The organism is Streptomyces sp. NPDC051041 (assembly GCF_044456065.1).
Lineage (GTDB): Bacteria > Actinomycetota > Actinomycetes > Streptomycetales > Streptomycetaceae > Streptomyces > Streptomyces glaucus.
In genome coordinates this window covers 220,913-245,258 of record NZ_JBITFM010000001.1, presented here as the reverse complement: position 1 = coordinate 245,258, position 24,346 = coordinate 220,913, and the positions used below count along the sequence as shown (strand labels likewise).

Annotated in this window: 15 protein-coding genes; 8 read left to right on the top strand and 7 right to left on the bottom strand. The window is 74.7% G+C overall.

Annotation, left to right across the window (positions count from 1 at the left end; genetic code table 11):
* Window positions 1-11: 11 nt before the first annotated feature.
* Window positions 12-1,028, bottom strand: a complete 1,017-nt coding sequence (locus ACIBAI_RS01105) for a zinc ABC transporter substrate-binding protein (RefSeq protein ID WP_399030304.1) — start codon at window positions 1,026-1,028, stop codon at window positions 12-14.
* 160 nt (window positions 1,029-1,188) lie between these two features.
* On the opposite strand from ACIBAI_RS01105, the gene ACIBAI_RS01100 reads away from it, so the two are divergent.
* The 4 genes from ACIBAI_RS01100 (at window position 1,189) to ACIBAI_RS01085 (ending at window position 8,978) form a co-directional block, all read left to right on the top strand.
* Complete coding sequence (locus ACIBAI_RS01100) at window positions 1,189-2,571, top strand: glycine--tRNA ligase (protein WP_399030302.1); 1,383 nt, start codon at window positions 1,189-1,191, stop codon at window positions 2,569-2,571.
* 196 nt (window positions 2,572-2,767) lie between these two features.
* Window positions 2,768-3,766 carry an aldo/keto reductase gene (locus ACIBAI_RS01095; protein WP_399030301.1) on the top strand — a complete coding sequence of 333 codons (999 nt, stop codon included), beginning with the start codon at window positions 2,768-2,770 and terminating at the stop codon, window positions 3,764-3,766.
* 25 nt (window positions 3,767-3,791) lie between these two features.
* Window positions 3,792-4,379: a TetR/AcrR family transcriptional regulator gene (locus tag ACIBAI_RS01090; protein WP_399030299.1), complete on the top strand. Its 588-nt coding sequence runs from the start codon at window positions 3,792-3,794 to the stop codon at window positions 4,377-4,379.
* Between the two features lie 231 nt (window positions 4,380-4,610).
* A complete protein-coding gene (locus ACIBAI_RS01085; RefSeq protein ID WP_399030298.1) occupies window positions 4,611-8,978 on the top strand; it encodes an HAD-IC family P-type ATPase in 4,368 nt (1,455 codons plus the stop codon).
* A 121-nt stretch (window positions 8,979-9,099) separates the two neighbouring features.
* On the opposite strand, the gene ACIBAI_RS01080 is transcribed toward ACIBAI_RS01085, so the two are convergent.
* Complete coding sequence (locus ACIBAI_RS01080; protein ID WP_399030297.1) at window positions 9,100-10,551, bottom strand: MFS transporter; 1,452 nt, start codon at window positions 10,549-10,551, stop codon at window positions 9,100-9,102.
* A gap of 147 nt (window positions 10,552-10,698) precedes the next feature.
* Between ACIBAI_RS01080 and dusB the strand changes: the two genes are divergently transcribed.
* Entirely contained in the window at window positions 10,699-11,841 is a 1,143-nt protein-coding gene (dusB, locus tag ACIBAI_RS01075) for a tRNA dihydrouridine synthase DusB (protein ID WP_399030296.1), read from the top strand.
* Here the strand turns inward: dusB and ACIBAI_RS01070 are convergent.
* Window positions 11,787-12,503, bottom strand: a complete 717-nt coding sequence (locus ACIBAI_RS01070) for a hypothetical protein (RefSeq protein WP_399030295.1) — start codon at window positions 12,501-12,503, stop codon at window positions 11,787-11,789. The two genes, dusB and ACIBAI_RS01070, sit on opposite strands and share 55 nt — an antisense overlap.
* A 107-nt stretch (window positions 12,504-12,610) precedes the next feature.
* Here ACIBAI_RS01070 and ACIBAI_RS01065 point away from each other — a divergent pair, with 107 nt between their 5' ends.
* Entirely contained in the window at window positions 12,611-14,257 is a 1,647-nt protein-coding gene (locus ACIBAI_RS01065) for a protein kinase (protein WP_399030294.1), read from the top strand.
* Here the strand turns inward: ACIBAI_RS01065 and ACIBAI_RS01060 are convergent.
* Window positions 14,254-16,191 carry a glycogen debranching N-terminal domain-containing protein gene (locus ACIBAI_RS01060; RefSeq protein ID WP_399030293.1) on the bottom strand — a complete coding sequence of 646 codons (1,938 nt, stop codon included), beginning with the start codon at window positions 16,189-16,191 and terminating at the stop codon, window positions 14,254-14,256. The two genes, ACIBAI_RS01065 and ACIBAI_RS01060, sit on opposite strands and share 4 nt — an antisense overlap.
* Window positions 16,188-17,690 (bottom strand): MGH1-like glycoside hydrolase domain-containing protein, encoded by a 1,503-nt coding sequence (locus ACIBAI_RS01055; RefSeq protein ID WP_399030292.1) that lies wholly within the window; start codon window positions 17,688-17,690, stop codon window positions 16,188-16,190. The genes ACIBAI_RS01060 and ACIBAI_RS01055 overlap by 4 nt, the downstream gene beginning before the upstream one ends.
* Window positions 17,691-17,809: 119 nt before the next feature.
* Here ACIBAI_RS01055 and ACIBAI_RS01050 point away from each other — a divergent pair, with 119 nt between their 5' ends.
* Window positions 17,810-19,036 carry an ROK family protein gene (locus tag ACIBAI_RS01050; protein WP_399030712.1) on the top strand — a complete coding sequence of 409 codons (1,227 nt, stop codon included), beginning with the start codon at window positions 17,810-17,812 and terminating at the stop codon, window positions 19,034-19,036.
* Window positions 19,037-19,453: 417 nt separating this feature from the next.
* Window positions 19,454-22,201 carry a pyruvate, phosphate dikinase gene (gene ppdK / locus ACIBAI_RS01045; RefSeq protein WP_399030291.1) on the top strand — a complete coding sequence of 916 codons (2,748 nt, stop codon included), beginning with the start codon at window positions 19,454-19,456 and terminating at the stop codon, window positions 22,199-22,201.
* A gap of 154 nt (window positions 22,202-22,355) precedes the next feature.
* Here ppdK and ACIBAI_RS01040 read toward each other — a convergent pair whose 3' ends face one another.
* Both ACIBAI_RS01040 and ACIBAI_RS01035 read right to left on the bottom strand, forming a co-directional pair.
* Entirely contained in the window at window positions 22,356-22,874 is a 519-nt protein-coding gene (locus ACIBAI_RS01040; protein WP_399030290.1) for an NUDIX hydrolase, read from the bottom strand.
* 203 nt (window positions 22,875-23,077) lie between these two features.
* Window positions 23,078-24,235, bottom strand: a complete 1,158-nt coding sequence (locus ACIBAI_RS01035) for an alkaline phosphatase PhoX (protein ID WP_399030288.1) — start codon at window positions 24,233-24,235, stop codon at window positions 23,078-23,080.
* Window positions 24,236-24,346: the final 111 nt, after the last annotated feature.

Genomic DNA, 24,346 nt, shown 5'->3' with positions numbered 1-24,346 from the left:
CCGATGGTCGGTCACTTGGCTCCCAGGGCCTGCTGGAGCGCCTCGAGGTTCGATTCCATGACCTGGAAGTAGTCGTCGCCCTCGGACTTGTCGGTGATGCCCTCCAGCGGGTCGAGGACATCCGTCTTCAGGTCCGCGTCCCGGGCGAGGGTCTTCGCGGTCTTGTCGGACACCAGTGTCTCGTAGAAGACGGTGGTGACGCCGTCGGCCCTGGCCTCCTCCTGGAGCTCCTTGATCCGGGCCGGGCTGGGCTCGCTCTCCGGGTCGAGGCCGGAGATGGCCTCCTGGGTCAGGCCGTAGCGCTCGGCGAGGTAGCCGAAGGCGGCGTGGTTGGTGAAGAAGACCTTGGTCTTCGTGTTCTTCAGGCCGTCCGCGTAGCGGGTGTCGAGCTCGTCCAGCTCGCGGGTGAGGGCGGCGGCGTTCTTCCGGTAGTCCGCGGCGTGGTCCGGGTCGGCCTTCTGGAAGGCCTCGGCGACGCCCTCGGCGATCTCGGCGTACTTCACCGGGTCGAGCCAGACGTGCGGGTCGAGGGCGTGCTCCTCCTCGGAGTGCTCCTCGGCGTGGGCCTCCTCGGAGTGCTCCTCGGCGTGCCCCTCCTCGGCGTGGGCCTCCTCGCCCTCGTGGCTGTGCTCGACGTCGCCGTGGTCCTCCAGGGTGGTCAGGGCGGCGGCGTCGATCTTCGTCCCGACCCCGGACTGGGCGACGGCCTCGTCGACGGCCGGCTGGAGGCTCTTGAGGTACAGCACCGCGTCGGCCTCGCCGAGTTCGGCGGTCTGCCTGGTGCTCAGCTCCAGGTCGTGCGGCTCCTGGCCGGGTTCGGTGAGGGTGGTGACGTGCACGTGGTCCCCGCCGATCCGCTCGGCGAGGAACTGCATCGGGTAGAACGACGCGACGACGTCGAACTTGTCCGTGTTGCCCGCGCCGCCCGCCGCCGAGCTGTCGCCGGAGCAGGCGGTGAGGGTTCCGAGGGCGAGGGTGGCGGCGGCGGTGACCGCTATGCCGGATATCTGGCGTCGTCGTACGTTCATGACAGTCATTTTCAACAAATGTGGAAACCGTTGTCAACAAAGGGCCCGGGGGCCCATGGGGCGGACCGATTTGGAAGCGGGCCAGTTCCCGCCGGTACGCTGAGGCATTCGCTGTGAAGCGTCTCGCTTCAACGCCCGTCGTCGTAATGAAGAGAGCACCGTGGCCGCCGACAAGATCGACACCATCGTCAGCCTGAGCAAGCGCCGTGGCTTCGTATTCCCCTGTAGTGAGATCTACGGCGGTCAGCGCGCCGCCTGGGACTACGGTCCGCTGGGTGTCGAGCTCAAGGAGAACATCAAGCGCCAGTGGTGGCGCTACATGGTGACGTCGCGCGAGGACGTGGTCGGTATCGACTCGTCCGTGATCCTGGCCCCCGAGGTCTGGGTCGCCTCCGGCCACGTCGCCACCTTCACCGACCCGCTCACCGAGTGCACCTCCTGCCACAAGCGGTTCCGCGCCGACCACCTGGAAGAGGCCTACGAGGAGAAGAAGGGCCGCGCCCCCGAGCACGGCCTGGCCGACATCAACTGCCCCAACTGCGGCACCAAGGGCCAGTTCACCGAGCCCAAGCAGTTCTCCGGCCTGCTGTCCACCCACCTCGGCCCGACGCAGGACTCCGGCTCCATCGCCTACCTGCGCCCCGAGACCGCGCAGGGCATCTTCACCAACTTCGCCCAGGTGCAGACCACCTCGCGCCGCAAGCCGCCGTTCGGCATCGCCCAGATGGGCAAGTCGTTCCGCAACGAGATCACGCCCGGCAACTTCATCTTCCGCACCCGCGAGTTCGAGCAGATGGAGATGGAGTTCTTCGTCAAGCCGGGCGAGGACGAGAAGTGGCACGAGTACTGGATGGAGCAGCGCTGGAACTGGTACACCGGCCTGGGTCTCCGTGAGGAGAACATGCGCTGGTACGAGCACCCCAAGGAGAAGCTCTCCCACTACTCCAAGCGCACCGCCGACATCGAGTACCGCTTCCAGTTCGGCGGCAGCGAGTGGGGCGAGCTGGAGGGCGTCGCCAACCGCACCGACTACGACCTGTCGTCCCACGCCAAGGCCTCCGGCCAGGACCTGTCCTACTTCGACCAGGAGGCCGGCGAGCGCTGGACTCCGTACGTCATCGAGCCCGCGGCCGGTGTCGGCCGCACCATGCTCGCCTTCCTGCTCGACGCCTACGTCGAGGACGAGGCGCCCAACGCCAAGGGCAAGCTGGAGAAGCGGACCGTGCTGCGGCTCGACCACCGCCTCGCCCCGGTGAAGGTCGCGGTGCTCCCGCTGTCCCGCAACGCGGAGCTGTCGCCGAAGGCCAAGGGCCTCGCGCAGGCCCTGCGCCAGCACTGGAACATCGAGTTCGACGACGCCGGCGCGATCGGCCGCCGCTACCGCCGCCAGGACGAGATCGGCACGCCGTACTGCGTGACCGTCGACTTCGACACGCTGGACGACAACGCCGTGACCGTGCGCGAGCGGGACTCGATGAAGCAGGAGCGCGTGTCGCTGGACCAGATCGAGGGCTACCTCGCCAGCCGCCTGATCGGCTGCTAGCCGGTCCCGCGCCGACAGGCCCCCGGTACGGACCCACCCCGTGGATCCGCGCCGGGGGCCTTCGCGCGTCCGGGAACGGCGCGGCGGCGGACCGCGGACGAGGGATGACAAGTAACAGCTGACAGATATTGAAATCTGTCAGCTGTCGTGCCAGGCTGGGAAGCAGGTCACCTTCACGGCATCCCCAGGAGTCCTCATGCAAACCCGTTCCCTCGGAACCACCGGCCCCCAGGTCTCCGCCCTCGGCCTCGGCTGCATGGGCATGTCCGCGCTGTACGGCGAGGCGGACCGCGCCGAGTCGATCGCCACCGTCCACGCCGCGCTGGAGGCCGGCGTCACCCTGCTCGACACCGGCGACTTCTACGCCATGGGCCACAACGAACTGCTGATCGGCGAGGCCCTGCGCACCGCGCCCGCCGCCCGCCGCGAACAGGCCCTGGTCAGCGTGAAGTTCGGCGCCCTGCGCGACCCGGACGGCGGCTGGTCGGGATACGACGGCCGCCCCGCCGCGGTGAAGAACTTCGCCGCCTACTCGCTCCAGCGCCTGGGCGTGGACCACATCGACGTCTACCGGCTCGCCCGGCTCGACCCCGACGTGCCGATCGAGGAGACGGTCGGCGCGATCGCGGAACTGGTCGAGAAGGGGTACGTGCGCCACATCGGCCTGAGCGAGGTCGGCGCGCGGACGATCCGCCGGGCCGCCGCCACCGCCCCGATCGCCGACCTCCAGATCGAGTACAGCCTGATCTCCCGCGGCATCGAGGACGAGATCCTGCCGGCCACCCGCGAACTGGGCATCGGCATCACCGCGTACGGCGTCCTGTCCCGCGGGCTGATCTCCGGGCACTTCGCCCAGGACCGGCAGCTCGCGCCGAACGACTTCCGGGCCCACTCGCCGCGCTTCCAGGGCGAGAACCTGCGGCACAACCTGAGCCTCGTCGAGGCGCTGCGCAAGGTCGCCGAGGGCAAGGGCGTCACCGTCGCGCAGATCGCCATCGCCTGGGTGCTGTCGCGCGGCGAGGACATCGTGCCGCTCGTGGGCGCCCGGCGCCGCGACCGGCTCGCCGAGGCGCTGGGCGCGCTGGACGTGACGCTGGACGAGGCCGACCTCGCCGCCGTCGAGGAGGCCGTGCCGCCCGGCGCAGCGGCCGGCGAGCGCTACGCCGCCGCCCAGCTGGCGCAGGTCGAACGCTGATCCGGCCGTTGGGTACGGTCTTGGCATGGCACCGACCTCCGAGACCCTGACCGCCGAGCGCATCCTCGAAGCGACCGAGGAGGTGCTGCGCCGCCACGGACCGGCCAAGGCCACCGTGGTGGACGTGGCCCGCGCGCTCGGCGTCAGCCACGGCAGCGTCTACCGGCACTTCCGCACGAAGGCGGCGCTGCGGGAGGCGGTCACCAAACGGTGGCTGGACCGGACCTCCGAGGCGCTGTCCGGGATCGCCGCCGCGGACCGCGACGCGGAGAGCCGGCTGCGGGACTGGCTCGCCGCCCTGTTCGACGCCAAGCGCCGCAAGGCGGGCGACGACCCGGAGCTGTTCGCCACCTACTCGGTGCTGACCGCCGAGAGCGGCACGGCGGTCGGCGAGCACCTCGCCGACCTGACCGCGCAGCTGACCCGGATCATCGAGGCGGGCACGGCGGACGGCACCTTCGCCGCCGCCGACCCGGCCGCCGCGGCCGGCGCGGTCTTCCAGGCCACCGTCCGCTTCCACGACCCCTGCCACGCGCGGGAGTGGGAGCGGCCGGCGGCCGAGGCGGAGTTCGCGGCCGTGGTGGACCTGATCGTGCGGGGGCTGCGGGCGTAGGGGGCGCCCCCGCCCGCCGGCCCCGGCCCGTCGCCCGGGGCGGGCCCGCGGACGGCGACGTACGCGCCGGCCGACGAGGGGACCGGGGAACGGCTGCGGCGGCCGCGCGCGATCGCGTCGGAAAGGACTGCCGCATCGGCGGGATGACCCTCCCCGGTGCGGGAACACGAACCTTCCGGAGAGTGGTGCTCCGCAGGGTGAGGTTCCCGGAAGACAGGCTGAGGGCGAGAGATGGGCGGACTTCTGACGCTGACGCGGGACTCCGCGGCCGGGTTCGTGCTGGCCGGGCCCCGGCTGCTCGCACGCGGCGCCGCGCCCGCGGCGGGCATGGCCGCCGGGGCGGTGGCCGGGACGGCGCGGGCCGGAGTGCGCGGCGCGGACTTCGCGGCGCGCGCGGCGCGGGTCGCCCGCGCCGCGCTGCCGGGCGGCACCCGGGACTGGCGGGCCGGGGCGCGGGCCCACCTCGCCCTCGGGCCGGCCGCCGGGAACGACCGGGCACGGGGCGCGGACGGGCTGGAGAAGACGGCGCGGCGGGTGGCGGCGGCGCTGGCCGAACACCCGGACGTGGCGCTCGCGTACTGGGACAGCGGACTGTCCCGGCTGGTGGTGACCGCGACCGAGGAGGCGCTCGGCGACCGGGTGGTGGAGCGGGCCACCGCGCTGGCCGAACGGCACGGGCTGGTGCGGGCCGACGCGGCCGACGACGTCGAGGGACTCGTCCACCCGGGCGACCCGACCGCGGTGCGCACGGCCGTGGCGGCGTTCGCGGCCGACGCGCTGGGCACCGCGGCGGCGACGGCCGCGTCCGCGCTGCGCCTGCCGGCGACGCCGCGGCTGGTGACCGCCGTGGTGACGCTGCTGCGGGAGAACCCCGCCTTCCGGGCCTGGCTGCGCGCCCGGCTCGGCGACACCCGGATGGAACTGGTGCTGGCCGCCGCCAACGCGGTCGTGCACGGCGCCGGGCAGAGCCCGACCTCGCTGGTGCTGGACGCGGCCCTGCGCACCTGCCAGCTGGCGGACGCGGTGGCCCGTTCGGCCGAGTTCGAAGTGGTGCACGACCGGCTGTGCGCACCGGACCGGGACAGCCTGGCCGGCGACCCCGCCCTGCGCCCGCCGCTGCGCACCTCCCCCGCACAGGAGTACGCCGCCCACGCCTCGACCGGCAGTGTGCTGGGCGCGGTGGCGACGCTGCTCGTCAAGCACGAGGTGGCCGAGGCGGCCGAGGCGGTGCTCGCCGGCTCGCCCAAGGCCGCCCGGTACGGGCCCGCCGCCTTCCACGCCGTCCTCAGCGGCGCGCTGTCCCGCACGGGCATGCTGGTGCGCGCCCCGGAACGGCTGCGGCAGCTGGAGATGGCCGGCACCGTCGTCCTGCACCCGAGCGCGCTGCGCACCCCCGGCGCGGGCGCCGACCCGTGGGCCGAGCCCGTCCTGGACGCGGCGCGCCGCGCCGGGCTGCGCGTGGTGATGGTGGAGGACCCGGCACTGGCCGACTTCAGCGGGCTCGCCGACCAGATGGCCGGCGCGGACCGGCCGCTCGCCGAGGTGGTGCGCGAGCTGCGCGAGGAGGGCGGCGGCGTCGTCACCGTCGTACGGCCCCTGCCGGGCGACGACGGCGAGACGCTGTCCGGGCTGCTCGCCGGCGACGTGGCCATCGCCCTGGCCGACGGGACCTGCCCGGTGGCGTGGAGCGCGGACGTGCTCGCGCCGAACGGCCTGGCCGACGTGTGGCGGCTGCTGCGGGCGGTGCCGGCGGCCCGCGGGGTCGGACGCCGGTCGCAGGTCCTGGCCCGCTCGGGCGCCGCGCTGTCCGGACTGCTCGTGGCCGTCGGCGAGTCCCGGCGGCGCGACGGCACACCGCTGCCCGGGCTGCGGCACGCGCCGGTCGACGTGGCCGCCGCGGCGGCCCTGCTGTCCGGGGCGCGCGCGGCCCTCGGCGTGGCGTTCGCCCGCCCCCCGCACCCCCGGGCCCGGGTGGCCTGGCACGAGCTGGACCCCGAGGACGTGCGCGAGCGACTGGCCCACGAGACGGCGCAGGAGCACGAGCCGTCCTACGCCGAGCAGGCGACCGCGCGGCTGCGCGCGCTGGCCGGCCGGGCCGGCCGGGTGCCCGCGCTGAAACCGGTCAAGGGCGCGGTCGACCTGGCGCGGGCCGTGCGCAACGAACTCGACGACCCGCTCACCCCGGTCCTCGCGGTCGGCTCGGCCGCGGAGGCCATCCTCGGCTCCGTCGTGGACGCCCTGCTGGTGGTCGGCGCGCTCGACCTGAACGCGCTGGTCGGCGGCGTGCAACGGCTGCGGGCCGAGCGGGCGCTGGCCGGGCTGCTGGCCCAGCAGAAGCAGAAGGCCCGGGTCACCGACGAGGCGGCGCCGGACGCCCCCGGCGAGCCGCACCTCGTGGACGCCGCCAAGCTCAGCCCCGGCGACATCATCGAGCTGAAGACGGACGACGTCGTGCCCGCCGACGCCCGGCTGCTGTGGGAGGACGGCCTGGAGGTCGACGAGTCCGCGCTGACCGGCGAGTCCCTGCCGGTGGACAAGTGCACCGACCCGACGCCGTCCGCGCCCGTGGCCGAGCGGCACTGCATGGTCTTCGAGGGCACGACCGTGGTCGCCGGCCGCGCCCGGGCCGTCGTCGTGGACACCGGCGAGCGCACCGAGGCCGCCCGCGCCGTCTCCCTCGCCGCGCGCACGCCGTCGGCCGCCGGGGTCCAGGCCAGGCTCCAGGAGCTCACCCGCAAGGCACTGCCGCTGACCCTGGCGGGCGGGGCCGCGGTGACCGGGATCTCGCTGCTGCGCGGCACGCCCATCCGGGAGGCGGTCAGCGGCGGCGTGGCGGTCGCGGTGGCCGCCGTCCCCGAGGGACTGCCGCTGGTGGCGACGGTGGCGCAGCTCGCGGCGGCCCGCCGGCTCGGCCGCCGCGGCGCCCTGGTGCGCACCCCGCGCACCCTGGAGGCGCTGGGCCGCATGGACACCATCTGCTTCGACAAGACCGGCACCCTCACCGAGAACCGGCTGCGCCTGGTGCGGGTCTCCGACACCGGGGGCACGGTCCACCCGGTGGACGCCCCCGAGATCGCCGACGTCGTACGGGCCGCGGCGCGCGCCTGCCCGCGGCTGAACGGCGACTCCGCCACCCGGCCGACGCACGCCACCGACGAGGCGGTGCTGGACGCCGCCGGACCCGACCCGCGGTGGACCCAGGACGAGGGCCTGCCGTTCGAGACCTCCCGCGGGTACGCCGCCGCCGTGGGCCGCGCCGGGGACGGCTCCCCGGTCCTCGTGGTCAAGGGGGCCCCGGAGACGGTGCTGCCCGCCTGCGCCGGCCTGCCCTCCCACGCCTCCGACACGGCGCACGCGCTGGCCGCCGACGGCCTGCGCGTGCTCGCGGTGGCCGAGCGCCCGCTGCGGCCGGACGAGAACCCGGCGGAGGTCCTGGAACGGCCCCTGGAGGAGCTGGAGCTGGGGTTCGCCGGGCTGCTCGCGCTGGCGGACGTGGCCCGGGAGACGTCCCCGGACCTGGTGCGCGGACTGCGCGAGGCGGGCGTGCGGCCGGTGGTGCTGACCGGCGACCACCCGCAGACCGCCCGCGCCATCGCCGCCGAGCTGGGCTGGCCGGAGGACGCGAACGTGGTCACCGGCGACGAACTCGCCGCCGCGGACCGGTCGGCGCGCTCCCGGATGCTGCGCGACGCCGACGTCGTCGCCCGGGTCGCGCCCGAGCAGAAGCTCCAGGTCGTGGAGTCGCTGCGGGACGCGGGCCGGGTGGTCGGCATGGTGGGCGACGGCGCCAACGACGCCGCGGCCATCCGCGCCGCCGACATCGGCGTCGGCATCCACGCCCGCGGCTCGGCCGCCGCGCGCAACGCCGCCGACCTCGTCGTCACCGGGGACGACCTGCTGGTGCTGGTGGACGCGGTCCAGGAGGGCCGCGCCCTGTGGCACAGCGTCGCCGACGCCATCGCCATCCTGATCGGCGGCAACGCGGGCGAGGTCGGCTTCGGCATCGTCGGCACCGTGCTGTCCGGCGCCGCGCCGCTGTCCACCCGGCAGATGCTGCTGGTGAACCTGTTCACGGACCTGTTCCCGGCGATGGCGGTGGCGGTGACGCCCCAGGAGGCCGGGGAGACGGAGGACGGCGAGAGCACGGCGGCCGCCGGCACGGACGAACCCCTGGGCACGGCGGTCCTGGGCGAGCCGCTGATCCGGCAGATCCGGCACCGGGCGCTGACGACCTGCCTCGGCGCGACCGCCGCCTGGCTGTTCGGCCGGTTCACGCCCGGCACGGCACGCCGCTCGACGACGATGGCCCTGTGCGCCGTGGTCGGCACGCAGCTCGCCCAGACGCTCGCCGACCGCCGCGGCAGCAACCTGGTGCGGGCCACCTCGCTGGGCTCGGCCGCCGCGCTGGTCGCCCTGGTGCAGACGCCCGGGGCGAGCCGCCTGTTCGGCTGCACCCCGCTCGGCCCCCTCGCCTGGGTGGGCGTGGCCGCGGCCATCGCCCTGGCCCTGGCCGGCCAGCGGGCCCTGCCGTACGTGGAGGGAGCCGTCATGAAGCGCTGGCCGAAGGTGGCCGACGCGATGCCCGTGCCGGGGCGGTGACCTCCGGGGCGGACGGAACCGAGGGGAGGACCGGACCGCCGGTCCTCCCCTCCGTCGTGGGGCCGGGAGCCCGCCGTGGGGCCGGGAGTCCGCCGTACGGGCCGGGAAGCCGCCGTACGGGTCAGGAGGAGGAGCCTGCGCCCGCCGCCTCGCGCACCTCCGCCGGCCGCAGGCGCTCGGCGGCGCGCTCCGCGGTGCGGCGGGCCCACGGGCCGGTCGTCAGGACGCCCAGGACGAGGACGGCCAGGCCGCACCCGGCGAGGATCCACCAGCCGGGGCGGGCGGCGGCGACGAAGACGTCCCGGTAGGAGGACGAGCCGACCCCCGCCGCCAGCACCGCGCCGACCACCGCGACGCCGAGGGTCTGGCCGAGCTGGCGGCTGGTGGAGGCGACGGCGGCGGCGACCCCGGCCTGCGCGCGGGGCATGCCGGAGACGGCGGTGTCGGTGACGGGCGCGTTGACGCAGCCGAAGCCGACGCCGAACAGGACGTACCCGAGGAACAGCGTGACGTTCGAGGTCTCCGCCTCGAACGCGGCGAACAGCACACCGCTCGCGGTCATCGCGCAGCCCGCGACCAGCAGCGGCAGCCGCGGGCCCCGGGCGGCGACCAGGCGGCCGGCCAGCGGGGCGCACAGGAAGGTCGGCACGGCCATCGGCAGCATCCACAGCCCCGCGTGCAGGGCGCTGAGCCCGCGCACGTTCTGCAGGTACAGCGTCGACAGGAACAGGAAGCCGCCCAGCGCGGCGAACGCGCCGACCGCGATGACGGTGGCCCCGCTGAACGGCGCCGACCGGAAGAACCGCAGGTCGATCAGCGGCTCGGCGCGGCGCGGCTCGTAGACCAGCAGACCGAGCAGCGCGGCGAACGCGACCGCGGCGAACGGCACCGCCGTCGCGGGCCCCGCGGTCGGCGCCTCGATGATCGCGTACGTCAGCGAGCCGAACAGCGCGACCACCATCAGCTGCCCGAGCGGATCGGGGCGGCGGGCCTTCGGAGCGCGCGACTCGGGGACGAAGCGCAGGGTGAGCAGCAGCGCCGCGAGCCCCACCGGCAGGTTGACCCAGAAGATCGAGCGCCAGCCGACCGACTCCACCAGCAGCCCGCCCACCAGCGGCCCGGCGGCCATCGAGATGCCGACCACCGCGCCCCACACCCCGATGGCCCGGGCCCGTTCGCGCGGGTCGGTGAAGGTGTTGGTGATGATCGACATGGCGACCGGGTTGAGCATCGAGCCGCCCACCGCCTGCACCGCCCGGAACGCCACCAGCGACTGGAGGTCCGGCGCCAGGGAGCACAGCAGCGAGCCGAGGGTGAAGACGGCCAGGCCCGCCATGAAGACCCGCTTGCGCCCGATCCGGTCGGCCGTGGAGCCCGCCAGCATCAGCAGCGAGGCCAGGACCAGCGTGTACGCGTCGATCGCCCACTGGAGCCCGGCCGTGTCCGCGTGCAGCTCGCGCTGCATGGCGGGCAGGGCGACGTTGAGGACGGTGTTGTCGAGGCTCACGATCAGCAGGCTCATGCAGCAGATCGCGAGCACGAGCAGACGCCGGCGGTGACTGAGCTCGGGCATGGCTCTCATCGTACGCGCATTTCGATAGTGCGGTTAACTAATGACCTGCGTGCGGTCCGCCGCCGGGCCCGGATCCGGCCCGGCCGCCCGCCCGGGTTGTCCACAGGCCGGGGACGGGCACCGGCCGGCGTACGTGACAATGGAGGAATGTCCCAGCCCGTGCCCCCCTTGCAGATCGGTCCCCACACGGTCCGGCCCCCCGTCGTCCTCGCGCCGATGGCCGGCATCACCAACGCGCCCTTCCGCACGCTGTGCCGGGAGTTCAGCGGCGGCAAGGGCCTGTTCGTGAGCGAGATGATCACGACCCGGGCGCTGGTCGAACGCAACGACAAGACCATGCAGCTGATCAAGTTCGACGCCAGCGAGCGCCCCCGTTCGATCCAGCTGTACGGCGTCGACCCGGCCACCGTCGGCAAGGCCGTCCGCATGATCGCGGAGGAGGACCTCGCCGACCACATCGACCTCAACTTCGGCTGCCCGGTCCCGAAGGTCACCCGGAAGGGCGGCGGCTCCGCCCTGCCCTACAAGCGGAACCTGCTGCGGGCGATCCTGCGCGAGGCCGTCAGCGGCGCCGGCGACCTGCCGGTGACGATGAAGATGCGCAAGGGCATCGACGACGACCACCTCACCTACCTCGACGCCGGCCGGATCGCCGTCGAGGAGGGCGTCACCGCCATCGCCCTGCACGGCCGCACGGCCGCCCAGCACTACGGCGGCACCGCCGACTGGGAGGCCATCGCCCGCCTGAAGGAGCACGTCCCGGAGATCCCGGTGCTCGGCAACGGCGACATCTGGTCGGCCGAGGACGCGGTGCGGATGGTGCGCGAGACCGGCTGCGACGGGGTGGTCGTGGGCCGCGGCTGCCTGGGCCGGCCGTGGCTGTTCGCCGACCTGGTGGCCGCCTTCGAGGGCCGGCCGGACGAGGTCGCCCGCCCCGCCCTGCGCCAGGTGGCCGACGTCATGGTGCGGCACGCCACCCTGCTCGGCGAGTGGCTCGGCGACGAGCAGCGCGGGGTCGTCGACTTCCGCAAGCACGTCGCCTGGTACCTGAAGGGTTTCGCGGTCGGCTCCGAGATGCGCAAGAAGCTCGCGGTCACCTCCTCGCTGGAGGAGCTGCGGGCCGGACTGGACCAGCTGGACCTCGACCAGCCCTGGCCCGCCGGCGCCGACGGCCCCCGCGGCCGCACGTCCGGCAACAACCGGGTGGTGCTGCCGGACGGCTGGCTGAAGGACCCCTACGACTGCGCGGGCGTGGGGGAGGACGCGGAGCTGGACACGTCGGGCGGCTGACCGGCCGCGCGGAGCCGCACCCCTCGGGGGCCGGTCGGCCCCGAGAGGTGCGGGGCAGAGCCGTAGGCGGCCGGGAAGCGGCCGCCGAAGGCGCTCGTCCTCCCCCCGGGCGCGTCCTTCGCGGACCGCACCCCCTCCGCCCAGCCCCGGCCGGCGATCCGGTCCGGCGCTTCCGGGTCCCCGGCGACGACCGGCACCGGCACGTCCCGGCTCGCGCGGTTGCCGCCGGCCCGGGCGACGGGCCGGCGGTCGCCGAGGAGGACCGGGACGGTGCCGCCGGCGCCGCAGCGCTCCAGCCACCGGACGAGGCCGGTCAACGAGTACCGGACGCACCTGCCGTACGCCCGCCGGGACCCGGCGGTGTCGGCGATGACGTCGGCCGGTTCCTCGCCCGCCTCCCGGACGGCGTCGAGGACCGAGCCGTCGCCCGGCTCGTCCCAGCCGGCCACCGGCGGCTTGTCCCGCTCCCCGCCGTGCATCAGGCGCCGGAACGCCTCCGGCGCGTACGGGTCCGGCATCGTCGGCCGGCTGGACTTCGGCCCCCGGCAGCCCAGGTCGAAGGCGCCGCAGACCCGGTCGAGGCCGTACCGCTCCGCCTCCGGCCGGCCCTTCCACGCCGCCCGGCAGGGCGCCGACGGTGTCCCGGCAGGCGCGGGTGGCACTCGGCGCGTCACCGGCGACGGTCGGGGAAGGTCCCGTAGCGGGGCGCACCGACGCTCCGTTTAGGCTGCTGCCGCTGGCCAGGACACCACAGGGGGGTATGGGGCCGATGAGCCATGTGACGGAGGTCTTCCGGCCGCTCCAAGCCGACGACCCGCCCGCGGTGGGCGGCTACCGGCTCGCCGCGCGGCTGGGCGCCGGTGGCATGGGCCGGGTGTACCTGTCGCACACGCAGGGCGGCCGTCCCGTGGCGCTCAAGGTGGTACGGCCGGAGCTGGCCGACGATCCGGACTTCCGGCGGCGGTTCGGCCGGGAGATCAAGGCGGCCCGGCGGGTCCGGGGGGCGTACACCGCCGAGCTGATCGACGCCGACGCGGACGGCGTACCGCCGTGGCTGGCCACGCTGTACGTTCCGGGGCCGTCGCTGACGGAGGCGGTGGCCCGGCGCGGGCCGCTGCCGGTGCCGGCGGTGCTGTGGCTGATGGCGGGGGTGGCCGAGGCGCTGCAGGCCATCCACGCCGAGGGCATCGTGCACCGGGACCTGAAGCCGTCGAACGTGCTGCTGGCCGCCGACGGCCCACGAGTGATCGACTTCGGTATCGCGCTGGCCGCCGACGGGACCTCGTACACGGCGACGGGGGGCACGATCGGCACGCCCTCCTTCATGGCCCCGGAGCAGGCGTCCGGGGGTGAGATCACGACGGCGACCGACGTCTTCGCACTCGGCCAGACGGCGGCGTTCGCGGCGCTGGGCAGGCCGCTCTACGGCGACGGGTCGGCTGTCAACATGCTGTACCGGATCGTGCACTGCGAACCCGACCTGTCCCTGCTGCCCCAGTCGCTGCGCCCGCTGTTCTCCCGCTGCCTGGCCGCCGACCCGGCGGAGCGGGCCACGCCGGCGGAGGTCGTGGAGTGGTGCCGGCAGCGGCTGGGAGCGGACGCCGACGCGGGCGGGGGACCGGCCGTGTGGCGGGAGATCACCGGGCCGGAGGTCGCGGTTCCGGCACCGGTGCCCGAGCCGACCCCGGCCTACCCGCAGCCGCCGGTGCCCGCGCCCGCCTACCCGCAGCCGCGGTTCGGGCGGCCGCAGCCGGCGCCGGAGCAGCGCAGGGCCCGCCGGCGGCGCACAGCGCTGATCACGGCCGCCGGTGTGACGGGAGGAGCGCTGCTGGTGGCGCTGGCATGGGTGCTCACGGACGCGCGGAACCGGCTCGGCGACCAGGACACGGCCGGTTCCGGGACGTCCGCCACGGGGCCGGCCGCCCGGTCGTCGGCATCCGCGCCGGGGTCCCCCTCGCCGGGCTCTTCCGCGGACGGCCCGGCCGCCGGCGGGGTACCCGGGGACGCCGCCTCCTCGTCGGACTCGTCCCAGGGGCCGCGGCCGGAGGGGTTCCCCCTGGTGGAGCTGAACCCGGAGAACTCGCTGAGCCTGAGCAGCTCCGAGCCGGAGCTGGAGAACCGCGAGGGTGACATCCGCTTCGGTTGCGAGTCGAGCGGCTGTGAACTGAAGAGCGACCGCACCGTATTCGTCCAGATGTTCGGAGGGCGCGGTACCACCCTCGACGAGTGCCGTCTCATGCTCAGGAGCGCCGAGAGCCGCCGTTGGCCGCTGGCCGCGGCGACGGCCGGTACCGAGATCTGCATGAAGGACGCCGAGGGCAACATCGGGCTGTACGTGATCCAGACGAAGTCGACCGCCATACCGGACCTCGCTTTCCTCCAAGGAGACCTGACCGTCTGGCGGGACGCGGCCTAGGCGCCGCCGACCGCCGTGAGCAGGGCGAGCGGGGCGGCCGCCGAGCGGGACTCCCGGACGCACGCGTGCGGGTGGGGGACCGGCTCGGGGTGGGTGTCGCGGCCGTAGCCCGCGAGGACCTCGGGGAGGCGGTGGCCGGTCGCGGTGGCCGCGTCGACCAGGCCGTGCGCGACCGCGCGGGCCTCGTCGTGCAGGCCGTAGCGGGCCAGGCCCAGCGCGATCAGCGCGTTGTCGTGCGGCCACACCGAACCGCGGTGGTACGACAGCGGGTGGTACGCCGGCTGCCCGGCCGCCAGCGTGCGCACCCCCCAGCCGGAGAAGAAGTCCGGCTCCAGCAGGCGCCGGCCGACCAGCTCGCCGTACTCCTTGTCCAGCAGCCCCGACCACAGCAGGTGCCCGGCGTCCGAGGCCAGCGCGTCGATCCGGCGGCCGTCGCCGTCGAGGGCGAGCGCCGGGAAGGAGTGCTCCGGCATCCAGAAGTCCCGCTGGAAACGGTCGCGCAGGTCGCCGGCCGCCTGCTCCAGCAGGGCGGCGTACGTCTCGTCCCGCCACACCGCGCGCGCGACGAACGCCGTGCGGCGCAGCGCGTCGTACGCGTATCCCTGGGCGCCCGCCGCCGCCACCGGCCCGCCGGGGCGGGTGCCGTCGGCCGAGCAGATGGCGCCGGGGGAGTCCTTCCAGTTCTGGTTGGCGAGGCCGCCCCGGTCGGGGCGGTAGACCAGGTAGCCGCGCGAGGCGAGACCGCCGTGGTCCAGCATCCAGCCGACCGCGGCGCGGGCGTGCGGCTGGAGGCGGCGGGCCGGGGCGGTGTCGCCGGTCCGCTCGACGTACGCGCCGAGCAGGACGAGGAACAGGGGGGTGGCGTCGACCGAGCCGTAGTAGCGGCCGTAGGGGACCTGGCCGAAGTGGGCCAGTTCGCCGTGGCGCACCTCGTGCACGATCTTGCCGGGCTGGGCGACGGCGTGCGCGGCGGTCCCGGTCGCCTGGACGGCCGCGAGCGCGGGCAGCGTGGCGGCGGCGAGCCGCGGGCGGTAGGGCAGGGCGAACAGCGACGTCAGCAGGGCGTCGCGGCCCAGCAGGGTCAGGAACCAGGGGGCGCCGCCCGCCGGGACGCGCAGCTCCTCGCCGTCCGGTCCGGTGGCCGGGACCCGGAGCGCGGCCAGGTCGGCCAGGCCCCGCGCGCAGGCCGCGGCCAGCTCCGGCCAGCCGGCCGGGAAGGCCACGCCCGCCGTGAACTCGTCCTCCTCGGCGAGGAGCCGGCCGGTGAGGGCGGCCGGGGAGCGGGGCACCCGCAGGGTCCGCTTCCCGCCGTGCGGCCGGGCCATCACCCGCAGCAGCAGCTCGGCCGTGCCGTGCGGTTCGAGTTCCAGGGTCCACACCAGGCGGCGGGCGCCGGTGCCGGTCTCCTCGACGCCGTCCGGGGCGGGCTCGGCGGTCACGGCGGTACAGGAGTGCCACGCGCCGCGCCGGTAGGCGAACTCCACGCCGTCGTCGAGGACCCGGCGGGAGCGGACGGCGCCGGTCTTGGCGTAGGTGCGGTGGTCGGAGCGCAGCTCGAACTGGTCGGCGAAGTCGGCGTCGACGGTGAGGGCGAGGCGGACCGTCGTCGGCACCGGGCGGTTGCCGGTCACGCGCAGCGACTCGACGAACGAGCTCTCCCCGACGGCCTGTTCGCGGAAGAGCGTGTACGCGGGCGGCTCCTGGCGGCCGCCGCGCGGCACCAGCACGCAGCGGGCGGTGTCCCCGTCCGCGACGGGCGTCAGGACGTCGGGCACGGCGCCGTCGACGGTGAGCTGCCAGCGGCTCAGATGCCGGGCGTCGCGCACGAACAGCCCGTCCGGGACGCTGCCGGCGCGTACGCCGGTGATGTCCCCGCGGTCCCCGACGGCGGCGAACGTCCCGCCGTACACGAGCAGATGATGCCGGTCCGTCATCCTCGGTCCCCTCCTTCGGTTCGCTGGACGCCGTTCCCGTCCCGGGCGGGCCGGTCGTGCAGCAGGTCGAGGGCGAGCGCGGCGGTCCAGCCGAAGCCGGCCGCGCCGCGGGGCTCGCCGGTGTACGGGTCGACGTACTCCGCGAAGCCGGAGGAGCCGGCGGTGTCCAGGACCGCCCGGCGCAGGGCGGCGGCCGGGCCGGGCCGGCCGTGCAGCCTCAGGCCGCGCTCCAGCAGCCAGTTCACGTTGAACCAGGCCGGGCCCCGCCAGTACCGGTGCCGGTCGAAGGCCGGGCTGAGCAGGTCGTGGCTCGGGACGAGGCGGACCGTCCCGCCCAGGCCGAAGTGCGGCCCGCAGGCCGTGCGGACCAGGGCGGCGGCGATCTCGCGGGGGAGCGCGGGCAGCAGCAGCGGGACCAGGCCGCAGACGCCGCGCTCGCGGATGAGCCGCCCGCCGCGCACGTCCCGGCACAGGAACATCCCCGCCGCCGGGTCCCACAGCCGCCGGACCAGGGCCGCCGTCAGCCGCCGCGCGCGGGCGTGGCGCGCGGTGCCGGAGGCGCCCAGCTCGCGGGCGATGCGCGCCAGGGCGTGCTCGGAGGCGATGAGCAGCGCGTTGAACGCCGGGTCCTCCACGGCGAACGCGCCCGCCCCGGCGCCGTGCCCCCCGCCCGGCCGGTCCCGGTAGCCGCCGTCCCGGTAGTCCGCCGCCAGCCGCACGTACCGCCCGTAGTCCAGGTCCGTCGGCCGGTCCCCGGGGGCGCCGTGGGCGAGGTCGGCGCGGCGGAAGGAGCGGGCCGGGGCGGGGGCGACGCGGGACAGCGGCAGGTCCCAGCAGGGGCTGTTGTCCATACCCTGTTCCCAGGGGTGCACCACGGACACCAGCCCGCCCCCGCCGAGGTCCCGCCGGTGCAGCAGGTACCGGTGCCAGGCCGCGAGCCGCGGATACACCCGGGTGAGGAAGCCGCGCGCCCGGGACAGTCCCGGATCGGCCTCGTGCACCAGCCACGCGGCCAGCGCGTGCACCGGTGGCTGCACGATCCCGGAGGTCTGCACGGTGCGCGGGGCGCCCGCGGCGCGCCCCGCGGTCGAGGAGCGCCAGAAGTCGGGGCTCGGGAAGTAGGCGTCGAGCGGTACGGAGGGGTTGAAGACGATGTGCGGGACGCGCCCGTCGCCCCACTGGGCGTTCAGCAGCGTCTCCAGCTCGGTCTGCGCCCGCAGCGGCGACAGGTGCCGGAGGCCGATCGCGATGAACGCCGAGTCCCAGGACCACTGGTGCGGATACAGGCTGCGCGAGGGGACCGTGGACGTGCCGGTCCAGTTGTCCTCCAGCACCCGGACGGCCCGGGCCCGCAGCGAGGGGGCGGGCGCGGGCGGATCGTATGCGACGCCGGGCCGGCCGGTGAGCTCGCCGGGGCCGGGCGGAGCCGGCGGGGAAGCGGCGCGGGCGAGGGCTAACCGCCCGGTGGGGCGGGCGGCGGGGCGGGTCGTGCGATCCACGCGGGGCTCCCCGAGGACGTCCGGCCGATCGGTTCGGCCGGGGCTGCCATAGAGTTACGCCTATTTAACACGCAAAACCCAGCATGTAATGCACGATGGAGAAGCACAAGGGGGTGGGCATGACCGGACGGCCCGCACGGACCGGCAGAGGCGGGGGCCAGGCGAGCGCCGGCGATCTGCTCGCACTGGTGCGCAGTGGCCGCGCCACCACGCGCGGGGCGCTCCAGCAGGTCACCGGACTGTCCCGGGCCACCGTCGGCCAGCGCCTGGACCGGCTGTTCCGGGCCGGCTGGCTGCGCGAGGGAGCCGGCGGCCCGGTGGACTCCCCGCTGGGCGGACGCCCCTCCCTCACCCTGGAGTTCGACGACGAGCACGCCGTCGTCCTCGCCGCCGACCTCGACACCCGGCACGCGCGCGCCGCCGTGCTCACGCTCGCCGGCGAGGTCCTGGCCGAGCACACCGGCACGCTCGTGGTCGAGGACGGCCCCGACGCCGTCCTCGGCGAGCTGGGCCGCTGGTTCGCCGAGCTGCTGGAGAAGGCCGGGCGCCGGGCGCAGGAGGTGTGCGGGGCCGGGCTCGCGGTGCCGGGCCCCGTGGACACCGGGACCGGCCGGGTGGTGCAGCCGCCGATCATGCCGGGCTGGGACGGCTACGACATACGCGGCCGGCTGACGCGGGCCTTCGCCGAGCACACCGGCGCGGGGAGCGTGCCGGTGCTCGTCGACAACGACGCCAACCTGATGGCGTACGCCGAGCAGCGCGCCGGGCATCCGGACTGCTCGGCGTTCGTGCTGGTCAAGGTGTCCACCGGGATCGGCGCCGGGGTCGTGGTGGACGGGAGCATCTACCGGGGCGTCGACGGCGGCGCCGGGGACATCGGCCACATCCGGGTCCCTCAGGGCGCCCAGGCGCTGTGCCGGTGCGGTTCGTACGGCTGCCTGGCCGCCGTCGCGAGCGGCGGCGCCGTGGCGCGGCGGCTGGCCGCGGCCGGGGTGCGGGCGGCCTCCGGCTCGGACGTGCGGGATCTGCTGGCGGCCGGCCATCCGGAGGCCGTCGCGCTCGCCCGGGAGGCCGGGCGGCTGGCCGGGGACGTGCTGGCGACCGTGGTGACGCTGCTCAACCCCGGGGTGCTGATGATCGCGGGCGACCTGGCCGGGACGCCCTTCGTCACCGGTGTGCGGGAGCTGCTGTACCAGCGGGCGCTGCCGCGCTCCACCGCCCGTCTGGAGGTGGTCACCTCCCGGCTGGGCGAGCGGGCCGGGCTGGTGGGGGCCGGGGCGCTGGTCGTGGAGCACCTTTACGCACCCGAACGGGTGGAGGAGCGGCTGCGCGCGCTCGGCCTGTGACGTCCGTGTTTCCGCTCCCGGTCCCGTTCCGGGGGCGCGTCCGCATGGTGAAACCCGGTCGTCTGTGGCAGCGTGATTCTCGCCACCCTTGATGAGGGTTGCGCTCAGATGAGCGGATCGTGGGCGACTGCACTTCTCAAAGGGTGGCACTGAGTGCCACCCTTTGATCGTTCATCGAGCAAAAACATACGTGAAGAAAGGCGCTCATCCGAGCGCCCTGCGCGATCTACGAGGGTTGATTCGTTCAAGAAGTGAAAACACAGGCATTCGGTCGCTTGCCGCGCCTTGACTTTCGATCCGGTGGCGGACGGGTGGTTACAGGCGTATGACGCGCAAGTGGACGTACCCAGGCGCCTTCGATCTGGGTATGTTCCTCGCCGTCAGGGCAGCCACCGCGTCCTCCAGGAGACGAGACCCGTGTCGGAAAACAAAGATCCTCAGGTAGCTGAGCACGGTAAGAGCGTTGAGGGCGTGAAGTTCGTTTACGACTTCACCGAGGGCAACAAGGATCTCAAGGACCTCCTCGGCGGAAAGGGCGCGAACCTCGCCGAGATGACGAACCTGGGCCTTCCGGTCCCGCCGGGCTTCACCATCACCACCGAGGCCTGCAAGGTCTACCTGGACAGCGGCGAGGAGCCGGCGGCACTGCGTGACGAGGTGAGTGCGCACCTCGCGGCCCTGGAGGAGAGGATGGGCAAGAGGCTCGGCCAGCCGGACGACCCGCTGCTGGTCTCCGTCCGCTCCGGCGCCAAGTTCTCCATGCCGGGCATGATGGACACCGTCCTCAACATCGGCCTGTCCGACCGGTCGGTGCAGGGCCTCGCCCGGCAGGCCGGCGACGAGCGCTTCGCCTGGGACTCCTACCGGCGCCTCATCCAGATGTTCGGCAAGACCGTCCTCGGCGTCGACGGCGACCTCTTCGAGGACGCGCTGGAGAAGGCCAAGGAGGCCAAGGGGGTCGCGGTCGACACCGAGCTGGCGGCCGCCGACCTGAAGAAGCTGGTCACCACCTTCAAGAAGATCGTCGAGAAGGAGACCGGCCGGGCCTTCCCGCAGGACCCGCGTGAGCAGATGGACCTGGCCATCCGCGCGGTCTTCGACTCCTGGAACGGCGACCGCGCCAAGCTCTACCGCCGTCAGGAGCGCATCCCGCACGACCTGGGCACGGCCGTCAACGTCTGCTCCATGGTCTTCGGCAACCTGGGCCCGGACTCCGGCACGGGCGTCGCCTTCACCCGCGACCCCGCCTCCGGCCACCAGGGCGTCTACGGCGACTACCTGCAGAACGCGCAGGGCGAGGACGTGGTCGCGGGCATCCGCAACACCGTCCCGCTCGCGGAGCTGGAGCGCATCGACAAGAAGTCGTACGACCAGCTGCTGCAGATCATGGAGACGCTGGAGAACCACTACAAGGACCTCTGCGACATCGAGTTCACCATCGAGCGCGGCCGGCTGTGGATGCTGCAGACCCGCGTCGGCAAGCGCACGGCGGGCGCGGCCTTCCGCATCGCCACCCAGCTGGTCGACCAGGGCCTGATCGACGAGACGGAGGCGCTCCAGCGGGTCACCGGCGCGCAGCTCGCGCAGCTGATGTTCCCCCGCTTCGACGAGAGCGCGAAGGTCGAGCGGATCGGCCGGGGCATCGCGGCCTCGCCGGGCGCCGCGGTCGGCAAGGCGGTCTTCGACTCCTACACCGCGGTGAAGTGGTCGCGCTCGGGCGAGAAGGTCATCCTGATCCGCCGCGAGACCAACCCCGACGACCTGGACGGCATGATCGCGGCCGAGGGCATCCTGACCTCGCGCGGCGGCAAGACCTCGCACGCGGCCGTGGTCGCGCGCGGCATGGGCAAGACCTGCGTCTGCGGCGCCGAGGAGCTGGAGGTCGACACCAAGCGCCGCCGCATGACGGTCCCCGGCGGGCACGTCGTCGAGGAGGGCGACGTCATCTCCATCGACGGCTCGACGGGCCGGGTCTACCTGGGCGAGGTGCCGGTCGTGCCCTCCCCGGTCGTGGAGTACTTCGAGGGCCGGATGCACCCGGGCGCCGACGACGCCGACGAACTGGTCGAGGCCGTGCACCGGATGATGTCCTTCGCCGACCGCAAGCGCCGGCTGCGGGTGCGGGCCAACGCGGACAACGCCGAGGACGCGCTGCGGGCGCGGCGGTTCGGCGCGCAGGGCATCGGCCTGTGCCGCACCGAGCACATGTTCCTCGGCGACCGGCGCGAGCTGGTGGAGCGGCTGATCCTGGCCGACACCCAGGCCGAGCGCGAGGAGTCCCTCAAGGAGCTGCTGCCGCTGCAGAAGCAGGACTTCGTCCAGCTGTTCGAGGCGATGGACGGCCTGCCGGTGACCATCCGCCTGCTGGACCCGCCGCTGCACGAGTTCCTGCCCGACATCACCGACCTGTCGGTGCGCGTCGCCCTCGCCGAGGCCCGCCAGGAGCCGCACGAGAACGAGCTGCGCCTGCTCCAGGCCGTGCACCGCCTGCACGAGCAGAACCCGATGCTGGGCCTGCGCGGTGTGCGCCTCGGCCTGGTCATCCCCGGCCTGTTCACCATGCAGGTCCGGGCGATCGCGGAGGCCGCGGCCGAGCGCAAGGCGGCCAAGGGCGACCCGCGGGCCGAGATCATGATCCCGCTCGTCGGCACGGTCCAGGAGCTGGAGATCGTCCGCGAGGAGGCCGACCGGGTCATCGAGGAGGTGCAGGCGGCGACCGGCACGCGGCTGAAGCTGTCGATCGGCACGATGATCGAGCTGCCGCGCGCCGCCCTGACCGCCGGCCAGATCGCCGAGGCGGCGGAGTTCTTCTCCTTCGGCACCAACGACCTCACCCAGACCGTGTGGGGCTTCAGCCGGGACGACGTGGAGGCCTCCTTCTTCACGGCGTACCTGGAGAAGGGCATCTTCGGCGTCTCCCCGTTCGAGACGATCGACAAGGACGGCGTGGGCTCCCTGGTCGCGTCCGCCGCGAAGGCCGGCCGGGCCACCCGCCCCGACCTCAAGCTCGGCGTCTGCGGCGAGCACGGCGGCGACCCGGAGTCGGTCCACTTCTTCCACGAGGTGGGTCTCGACTACGTCTCCTGCTCCCCGTTCCGCATCCCGGTGGCGCGGCTGGAGGCGGGCCGGGCGGCCGTGCAGGCGGAGGGCAGCGACCACCGCTGAACCCTCGGCGGGACCACCGGCGGCCCCCGCGCGGGGGCCGGCCGGCACGCCGGAAGGCACCGCGCCCGGACCCGGCCCTCACCGACGGGGCGGCGCGTTCCGGAACACGAAGGGCGGGGCGGCGCCCGTGCGGGGGCGCCGCCCCGCCCGCGTACTACAGCGGCTTGCCCTCCCGCAGGCACACCACCGTGCCCGAGCGGGCCGCCGTGTGCAGGGCGGTGAGGGCGTCCGGGTGGGCGGTGAGGCGCAGGGCGCGCGCCTCGGGGAGCGGGAAGAGGCCGTCGGCGTCGTGCTCGGGGCTGCGCCGCACGGACTGCCGGCCGGTGAGGGTGCCGCCGTGGAAGTAGAAGTCCAGCACCGGGCCCGTGCCCTTGACGTCGGCGCGGTGGTCGTAGCCGATCAGGCGGGGCGCCCGGTCCAGGACGATGCCGGTCTCCTCGTACAGCTCGCGGCGGGCCGCCGTCAGCGGGTCCTCGCCGTGGTCCAGCATGCCGCCCGGCAGCCCCCAGGTCCCGGCGCCCGGCCGGTCCCCGGCGTAGCGGAGCAGCAGGATCCGGTCGTCGGGGTCGTGGAGCAGGACGCAGGCGGCGACGATGGTCTGGGGGAGCGTCCTGACCCACTCCGCGCGGGGCAGGACGCGCTCGAGGTGCTCGGCGGTCCCGGTGATGTCCACGATGCTGTTCCTTCCGTCGGCCGGGCAGTCGGGGTGAGCTGCCCACAGGGAGGAACGGCCGGGTCCGCGGATGGTCACCGGCGCCGGCGCGTCGGGCGCCGCGGGCGCCGGTACGGCCGTCCCCCGCGGAGAGGGGCGTGTGAGGGGGACGACCGTACGCCCCGGTCACCAGGGGCGGGAAGGCGACTGCCCGGGCGCGGCGGTCACGCGCGGAACGGGCCCCGCACCTCGTAGGTGATGCCGCCCGAGGAGCTGCCGGTCGTGCCGCGCTGGCTGGAGAAGTACAGGCGGGTGCCGTCCGGGGAGAAGGCCGGGCCGGTGATCTCGGATCCGGACTGGCCGTCGACGCGCAGGAAGGGGGCCACCACGCCGTCCGGGGTGATGACGCAGATCTCCATGTTCCCGCCGTCCTCGGCGACGAACAGGTCGCCCGAGGCGGAGCCGGTGACGTTGTCGACGCCGGTGAGCGGGGCCGTGCCGGACGTCACCAGGGAGTCGTCGTAGGCGAGCTCGATGGTCTGGGCGGCCGCGTCGTAGCGCCAGACGCGGTTGTCGCCCTTGGTGGTGAACCAGCAGGTGTCGTCCGCGTAGTGGCAGCCCTCGCCGCCGTTGAACCGCTTGGCGCCGGCGACCTGGTTGCGGGTGGCGGTCGCGCCGGTGGGGTCGGGGACCCGGGCCCAGGTGACCGGGCCGGACGTGCCGGCGCCGGCCACCATGACCTCCAGCGTGCCGGAGGACAGGTCGCCCCAGGTCGTCGGGCGGAAGCGGTAGAAGCAGCCGTCGGTGACGTCCTCGGTCAGGTAGACGACCCTGCGGACCGGGTCGGCGGCCGCCGCCTCGTGCTTGAAGCGGCCCATGGCGTCCCGGCGGACCGCCGCCTTCACGCCCCAGGGGTCCGTCTCGTAGACGTAGCCCCGGTCGACCTCCTCGCAGGACAGCCAGGTGTTCCACGGGGTCCTGCCGCCCGCGCAGTTGGTGCGGGTGCCCGACAGGATGCGGTACGCGCCGGTGACCGCGCCGGTGGCGGAGAACCGCACCGCGCTCGCGCCGCCGCCGGGATTGATCTCCGAGTTCGACACGTAGATCCAGCCCGCGCCGTCCGCGTAGCACGCCCCGCCGTCGGGGGCGTCGTGCCAGGTGTACGACGTTCCGGGCACCGTCTGGCGGGACCGGGCGATCACCCGGCTGGTGAAGCCGCCCGGCAGCCGGACGCCGTTGGCGTCCGGCGCGCCGAGCGGCCCGTACGGGCCGGTGCCGGGCTGGGCGGGGGCGGCGTGCGCGGCGCCGCGCCACAGGGTCCCGCCGAGCACGGCGGAGGAGCCGCCGACGACGGCCGCACGCAGGAGGGTACGACGTTCCACTCTTGCTCCAAGAGGTGTCGTGACCGCCCCGCCACCGGACGGCGGCGGGATCGGGGGTGCGGTGAGGGACGCTAGGGGCGCGGGGTTACCGGCCCCGGTGACCGGGGGTGG